The organism is Microcoleus sp. LAD1_D5, assembly GCF_036702115.1.
Lineage (GTDB): Bacteria > Cyanobacteriota > Cyanobacteriia > Cyanobacteriales > Microcoleaceae > Microcoleus.
The window spans coordinates 40,403-47,966 of sequence record NZ_JAUBSA010000047.1 but is presented as its reverse complement, the minus strand read 5'-3'; the positions used below and the strand labels follow the sequence as shown (position 1 = coordinate 47,966).

The 7,564-nt window shown below is 45.4% G+C and carries 4 protein-coding genes; 2 read left to right on the top strand and 2 right to left on the bottom strand.

Annotation, left to right across the window (positions count from 1 at the left end):
* Both QUA70_RS19000 and QUA70_RS18995 read right to left on the bottom strand, forming a co-directional pair.
* Window positions 1–2,072 (bottom strand): AAA-like domain-containing protein (locus tag QUA70_RS19000; RefSeq protein ID WP_333349206.1); only part of this gene is annotated, 2,072 nt, incomplete at its 3' end.
* A gap of 36 nt (window positions 2,073–2,108) precedes the next feature.
* Window positions 2,109–4,388 (bottom strand): AAA-like domain-containing protein, encoded by a 2,280-nt coding sequence (locus tag QUA70_RS18995; RefSeq protein WP_333333574.1) that lies wholly within the window; start codon window positions 4,386–4,388, stop codon window positions 2,109–2,111.
* A 620-nt stretch (window positions 4,389–5,008) separates the two neighbouring features.
* Here QUA70_RS18995 and fbp point away from each other — a divergent pair.
* Both fbp and tal read left to right on the top strand, forming a co-directional pair.
* Complete coding sequence (gene fbp, locus QUA70_RS18990; protein ID WP_333333576.1) at window positions 5,009–6,082, top strand: class 1 fructose-bisphosphatase; 1,074 nt, start codon at window positions 5,009–5,011, stop codon at window positions 6,080–6,082.
* A 239-nt stretch (window positions 6,083–6,321) separates the two neighbouring features.
* Window positions 6,322–7,476 carry a transaldolase gene (tal, locus tag QUA70_RS18985; RefSeq protein ID WP_333333578.1) on the top strand — a complete coding sequence of 385 codons (1,155 nt, stop codon included), beginning with the start codon at window positions 6,322–6,324 and terminating at the stop codon, window positions 7,474–7,476.
* Window positions 7,477–7,564 lie beyond the last annotated feature (88 nt).

Genomic DNA, 7,564 nt, shown 5'->3' with positions numbered 1-7,564 from the left:
CTTTGCAGGTGCCACAGTTTGATGGTGTTGTCACTGCTTGCAGAAGCCAAAGTCAAGCCATCTGGACTAAAGGCGACCCTCAAGACAGAATCGCTATGCCCGGTGAGGGTAGCGATGGGTTTTTGGCTTTGCAGGTGCCACAGTTTGATGGTGTTGTCACTGCTTGCAGAAGCCAAAGTCAAGCCATCTGGACTAAAGGCGACGCTCAAGACCCAATCGTTGTGCCCTGTCAGGGTAGCGATGGGTTTTTGGCTTTCTAGGTGCCACAGTTTGATCGTCTTATCCCTGCTTGCAGAAGCCAAAGTCAAGCCATCTGGACTAAAGGCGACGCTCAAGACAGAATCGCTGTGCCCGGTGAGGGTAGCGATGGGTTTTTGGCTTTCGAGGTGCCACAGTTTGATCGTCTTATCCCTGCTTGCAGAAGCCAAAGTCAAGCCATCTGGACTAAAGGCGACGCTATAGACCGAATTGCTATGCCCTTCCAAACTATTGCGCTCTTTTACTGCGGACACTGCTTGTTGCAGCGCAGCTATCACTCGTCCTCTAATATGTTTTGTTGTCTCGGCTGAAGCATCTAGTTGTTTGAATGCTTGCCCTGCCTTTAATGCTTCCAACAGTGCTTGGAATCTCTGTCCTGAACGAAATGATTCATTAGAAAAAGCAGTTTCCTGGATGACATTTGCTAAATTCTGGGCTTGAGTGACTTTATAGGTGGCCAATTGCTCTGCTTTAATTAGCGTCTGATTCGCTTGAGTCAAAATTTTATTCGCTTGTCTCTGGGCTTCTAACTCTCGTTCCACTGCCCGTTGTTGTACTTCCCGACTGGCATTTAAAAACTGATAATCCAAATCGCTCAAACTTTTATCGGCGGCCCAAGTTTGAGCATCTTGTAAGGCTTGACCCCGCAACAGTCGCGATTCATCTTGGCAATCAGACTCTATCCAAGCTTTAAAACTTTCGCTGTAAGGGCGTAGTTCCGCTAATTGTTTTTCCACCCAATCTAGGTTAAAAACCGATTGATAAATCCGGTTATAAACTTTAAGTTTTCCAGACTGCTTAACCACCAACCCAGTTAATCGTAGTTCCATTTGTTCGGGACTATCATCAGCCGCTATCTCATTGTGCTGCAAAATTTGCTGATATAGTCCCAATAACCGACTGACCCGTTGTTCGCTCCGTAAAATGCGTCCTCGAATCGTCTTTAAATGCTCTGGTTCATCCTGTCCTTCCCAATTCTCAATCACCTTTTCTCGCACTAAAGTTTCTACCCACTCAGCAGGATTTTGCCTGGATGCAGAGTTGGCATTATTAAACAATAATTTACAAAGTTTTTGCGTTAAAAATGGCTGTCCACCAGTCCAAGATAACACAGCTTCTAACAATGGTTGAGAGTTTTCTGCTTGAGTGTCTAACCCAACTGCCAAAGGTTGGGCTTCTGCTAATTGAAACCCCGTTAACTCTATCCCTCGACCAATATTAAAAGGAGTGCGTCGCTTGTCTTGAATTAAATCTGATGGAGTAGCCACCCCTAACATCGTAAATGTTAATCGACGATAGTCGGGTTGATCGGCTCGATTATTATAGCAATCACGAATCACAGCAAAAAAATCTTCTATTTTAAAGTTTAAGCTAATTAAACTGTCCGATTCATCGACAAAAATTACTATGTTCCCTGAGATATTCTTGAGTAATACTTCTTCAATAAATTTACTAAATCGTTTAACATTGGATAGTAAGCTGTTCTGCTCCCACCATTCATCTAAATCAAAAACGTCATACAAATCTAATCGGCTGACGATGCTATCGATCACGCCTGCATACCACTCTTCTGGTGTAATATCTGAGGTGCCAATTTCTGTGATATCAATGCTACTACAGGCGATTCCCTCTGCTTGTAACCGCTGCATTGTCCGCACTCGCAGGGACGATTTTCCCATTTGTCTGGAATTAAGAACATAGCAAAATTCTCCTGCTTTTAAAGCTTGATAAAGTTCTTCATCCGCCTTTCGAGTGACATAAGTTGGGGCGTTTGCAGGCAGACTCCCTCCAACTTGATATTGATAATCCTTCATAGGTAATTGTTAATTCATAGGTGAAAAATCAGAGAATCAAGGAATCAATTTGTACAGTCGTACAGGTTCAGGAATTCCCTTTAACTGTTGCATTCCTAAGTCAATCACATTTAAAGATAAATGGGTTTTAACGACTTGATAAACTGTCTCAGAAATACAGATTCCACCTGAATCTGCTTTCCCTTCTAAACGAGCCGCTAAATTTACACCAGCCCCTCTGATATCATTATTAAAAGAGAATATTTCCCCCAAGTGAATACCAATGCGATGTTGGAGGACATGACTCGGAGGTAAGGTTGTAGCAGCTTGGGCGAGACTTCGTTGTATTTCTAGCGCACAGGCTACTGCTTTTACGGCACTTTCGGGAAAGCAAATTAATAAACCATCGCCCATTTCTTTAAGGACTTTGCCTTGATGTTTAGCGCAGATGCCTCGGATGATGTTGAAATCTCGATTCACTAATTCTAGTGTCAGCTTTTGGTTGGCAACTGATAAGGCGGTGGAATTAACGACATCCGAAAAAATAATAGCTGCTAAATTACTCTCTACGTGCAAGCTTGATTGGTTATTAATTTGTTGCACAGCAGTCATATTCGCTTGGGGAGAGGCTAGGCGATGGCGAAAATATTGACGGTACAAACCACACAATGGCATGACAGCATTTCCCTGAAATTTGATCAACCCCATGCTTCGCAATTTAAAAGCCTCTCCGGTGTGAATCTCTACAGGTTGTTCGCTGTTAATTACTTGTCTAATTGTTGCTGCTAGTTCTGCATCTGTTTCCAAGTTAACTAAATGCCGTCGTAAATGATCGTAGTAAGGGCCTTCTTCAGTAGGAGCGACTTTTAGCAAGCTATCTAAGGTAATTCTACCCCTGGCAACTTGGTAGAGAGCAACTCTAACTAAATAAGGATGACCGCCCACTATTTCCATCAGGTCACAAATCTCTTGATTTGACCAATTTAATCGGTGTCGATTCACTAAATCAGTTACCTGTCTCTGATTGAGTTCAGGTAACTCTATGGGCAATCCCACGTTAAATGGCGACTGATTAATATTGAGAGGAATATAAACTTCTTGAGAGTGAGAAATGACTAACCTTAGCTTTTTCCAAATTTCCTCATTTTTTCCCCGCTCGTGCCAAGCTCGTAATAATCCAAAGAAGTCGGTGGCTATTTCGGAATGCTGAAAAATCCGATCGACTTCATCTAACCCTAAAACAAGAGGCAGATCGCTGTCCGATAGTAGATAGCGTTGGAAATACTTCGTAGTTTTATTTTTACTGCCGAGAACGCCTTTCCAATATTCTCCTAACCTATCTTCTAAATTTAATTCATTGGTAATCTCACCACAAAACCACTGCAACAACTCATCAAGATTGGTGAGAAAACTACCATCAGCCCATTGAAAGTTTAAATACGCTGTTTGATATCCCTGTTCCTTGGCGTGGTATAAAATTCGCTGCACTAAGGAAGTTTTTCCCATTTGCCGGGGGGCTTTGACTCGGATTAAAGCTCCGGGTTTTACAATAGTTTGGTAGCAGTCCGATTCGATGGGAGGACGATCGATATACAGGGGAGAATCTAAACTAACAGAACCTTCTGGGTTATCTAAATTGAGCAGAGAAACGGGAGGTGCGGCGATCGATCGCGCATTTTCCAGCATAGGCGACGACTCCTCAACGATATCGCTAACAGAAGCATCGCGCGATCGCTCTGGTGCATCCAAATGAGAAAAATCCGACTTCTTCTTTAATACCGGAGTAAGTTCTTCTGGAATTCCTGCCATGCTGATGCTAACGCAACCCAACTTATAGGCAAATTCGATCGACTCCCCCGCCGCCAACGTATCGTAAAAACCTACAGCAAATTCTCGTGCGGCCTTATCTCCCACGGCTTGGTTCATGCCGATCACATAGGGAATGTGACGTGCGATCGCAGACGCTTGCACTTCTGAATAGCAAGCGTTGAGTATGACGCACTCCACGTACTCATTAAACGCCTCAAACAAAGCTGCCAAAGCTTTGGCATTTACCAGCTTAATCTGCCCCATGTCATCTTCTAGGGCTAAACCGCTTTCTCCTGCACCATGCCCTGAGAAATGCACCATCTCTGGTTTATAATCTAATACGGCTCGCTGCATTTCTCTTGGCGTCACCGCCCACTGTTGCTCAAGTTGAAACTTGTCGCGCTTTTTAGAGCGTTGCAACCCCTCTGCAATTTCCTTGGCCTCTTCACCTAAGCGCAGGGGAGTGGAGTTTTTCGGGTTGGCGGCCAAAAACAGGATCGTTTTTTTCTTTCTTGGGGTACTACTCATCAATGGAACCTTCACGCTTAGGAGATACAGGAGTTTAACGAGACTATCCCAGTCAGGGCGAGATATTTCTTGCCTTTACGGTATTTAAGCACAAACATCTTTATTTTTGTTGGTCAGTAAACTGGCAGTAACGATCGCCCTGAGTCAAGCATAAGCAATCGAAAAGGCGATTGCGACTCTCAACTAATCATTTGAACTCTGTATTCAAGAAGTGCGATCGGCTTCCCCTTTTGTAGTCGTATTTTTATAAATATCGAGATTCTTTGCCCATGTAGGACTAATTCCTCCTGCTACATCTTTAGAAATATTCTTGATAATTAATCAAGCTTCCTTCTTCGTTCTTCGTTCTTCGTTCGACTCTTCCTCTACGTCAAGAGCGTCAAGAGCGGTTAATTTAAAGAATTTAGTAATTTTGGATACAATTCCCGACTCAACAGTCGATCGAACTCCTCAATTTTCGATGCGGATCTAAAATTCACCTAAAGTTCGACGCCCTTTCGCAAAACCCTCCCTAAGATAGAAGTTAGGGGAATATCGGTCTAATAGCCGATTCAGGCGCAAGTGTCAAGCACCTGAACAACCCAAACTCAGAGCCGCAAGACAGGGAGGTTATCAATATCATGGTACAAGCGCCGACAGGGGAAGCCCGACTGGGCCCGATCGATCAGGTGCAAGCCTTAGACCGAGATTGCACGACTCTCTCCCGTCACGTACTCCAGCAACTCCACAGCTTTTCAGCAGATGCTCAGGATCTCAGTGCGCTGATGAATCGCATCGGGCTGGCGGCAAAGCTGATCGCGAGGCGGCTCAGCAGAGCCGGGTTAATGGCAGATGCCTTGGGGTTTACAGGGGCTACGAACGTGCAGGGAGAATCCGTCAAAAAGATGGATATCTATGCCAATGAAGTCTTTATCTCGGTATTCCAGCAAAGCGGACTTGTCTGCCGCTTGGCTTCGGAGGAAATGGAAAAACCCTACTACATTCCCGAAAATTGTCCGATCGGACGCTACAGTCTGCTCTACGACCCTATAGACGGTTCTTCCAATCTTGACATCAATCTCAATGTTGGCTCCATATTCAGCATCCGCAGGCAAGAGGGGGACGATGAAGATGGTTCTGCTTCCGACTTGCTGCAACATGGACACAAACAAATTGCCGCTGGTTATGTGCTCTACGGCCCGAGTACCATGCTGGTTTATTCGATCGGTCAGGGCGTTCATTCCTTTACCCTCGATCCGAGTTTGGGCGAGTTTATTCTAGCTAACGAAAACATTAAGGTTCCCGATCGCGGCCCGATTTACAGCGTTAATGAAGGCAACTTCTGGCAGTGGGAGGAATCTTTGAGAGACTACATTCGCTACGTACACCGCAGCGAAGGCTACAGCGCCCGTTACGGTGGGGCTTTGGTGGGAGATTTCCACCGGATTTTATTTCAGGGAGGCGTGTTTTTGTACCCCGGAACGGTCAAACAACCGGAGGGCAAATTGCGTTTGCTCTACGAATCGGCTCCCTTGGCGTTTTTGATGGAGCAAGCCGGCGGGCGCGCCAGTACGGGCATTCAAGACATCTTAGACGTTGTGCCGACCAAACTGCACGAGCGATCGCCCTTGATAATCGGCAGTAAAGAAAATGTAGCGATGGTCGAGTCTTTTATTCAAGATCGATCGCGCAATCCTAGAACAGCCCAAGAGTGAAGGAAGTTCGGCAACGGATTATGTAACGGATGTAACGGATGTCAGGAAGAGGGAAGTTCGGCAACGGATTATGTAACGGATGTAACGGATGTCAGGAAGAAGGAAGAGGGTTTTAACTTATAACTTTCGACTCCCAATTACCAATTGCCCATTACCACTTTTCAATTACCACTTTTCAATTTTCAATTTCCAATTTCCAAGTCCCAATTAACAGCTATCAAATTGTAGGAGTTACAGTAATGACAGCAACACCAACGAATCACCTGTTAGAAATCAAAGAAATTGGCCAAAGTATCTGGATGGACAATTTGACTCGCGATCTGATCGAGTCGGGCGAACTCAAACTGATGATTGAAAGTAGGGGACTGCGCGGGATTACATCTAATCCAGCTATTTTCGAGAAAGCGATCGCGGGTAATGTGATTTACGACGCAGATATCGAAGCGGGCATCCGGGCCGGCAAATCTGTCATGGAGATTTACGAATCTCTGGTATTTGAAGATATCCGCAACGCTTGCGACATCTTCGCCCCAGTTTACGCAGAGTCGAAGGGTTTGGACGGTTACATTAGCATTGAAGTGCCACCGACGATCGCCAACGACACAGAAAGCACGATTAGCGAAGCCCTGCGCTATTACCAAGCCCTCGGCAAAGAAAACGTAATGATTAAGATTCCGGGAACCGCTCAAGGTTTGCCCGCAGTCGAGCAAGTCATCAGCGAAGGCATTAACGTTAACGTGACTTTACTGTTCTCGGTTGACAGCTATGTCGAAACCTTCTGGGCTTACATTCGCGGTTTAGAAGCGCGGGCTGCTAAAGGTTTGGATGTGAGCAATACTGCTTCTGTTGCCAGTTTCTTCTTGAGCCGGATCGACATCAATATCGATGGCAAGATTGACGAGAAACTCAAAAATGTCACAGATATTTCCACCAAAGCCAAACTGGAAGCAGTGAAGGGGAAAGTTGCGATCGCCAATGCGAAGGTAGCTTACCAGAAGTATAAAGAGATCGTAGCGAGCGATCGCTGGCAAGCTTTAGCTGCCAAGGGAGCGAAAGTACAGCGCTTGCTGTGGGCTTCCACCAGCACCAAAAACCCCAACTACAGCGATGTCATGTACGTCGATGAACTAATCGGCCCCGACACCGTTAACACTTTGCCGCCGAACACTGTTGAAGCTTGTTTCGACCACTGCGATGTCGCACCCCGGATTGAGAACAATGTCGAAGAAGCTTACACGCTGATCGAAAGTCTCAAAGATCCCGACATCGACATCAACTTGGACAAAGTGATGGCAGACTTGCTCCTCGACGGGATTGAGAAATTCGTCACCCCGTTCCAATCCCTGATGGATTCCTTGCAAGAGAAAGTCCAGAAGTTGTCACCCGTCGCCTAGACAGATATCTGTATCCTTGAAGGCAGAAGCGTTGAGGATTCGGAATAGATAATTGTTTTGGCTCCTAAATGCTGATTTTTAAATCCTC

Bases quoted from the DNA above. Each gene is read 5' to 3' on its own strand.
- QUA70_RS18995 (WP_333333574.1), bottom strand. From the start codon at position 4,388: ATGAGTAGTACCCCAAGAAAGAAAAAAACGATCCTGTTTTTGGCCGCC.
- tal (WP_333333578.1), top strand. From the start codon at position 6,322: ATGACAGCAACACCAACGAATCACCTGTTAGAAATCAAAGAAATTGGC.
- fbp (WP_333333576.1), top strand. From the start codon at position 5,009: ATGGTACAAGCGCCGACAGGGGAAGCCCGACTGGGCCCGATCGATCAG.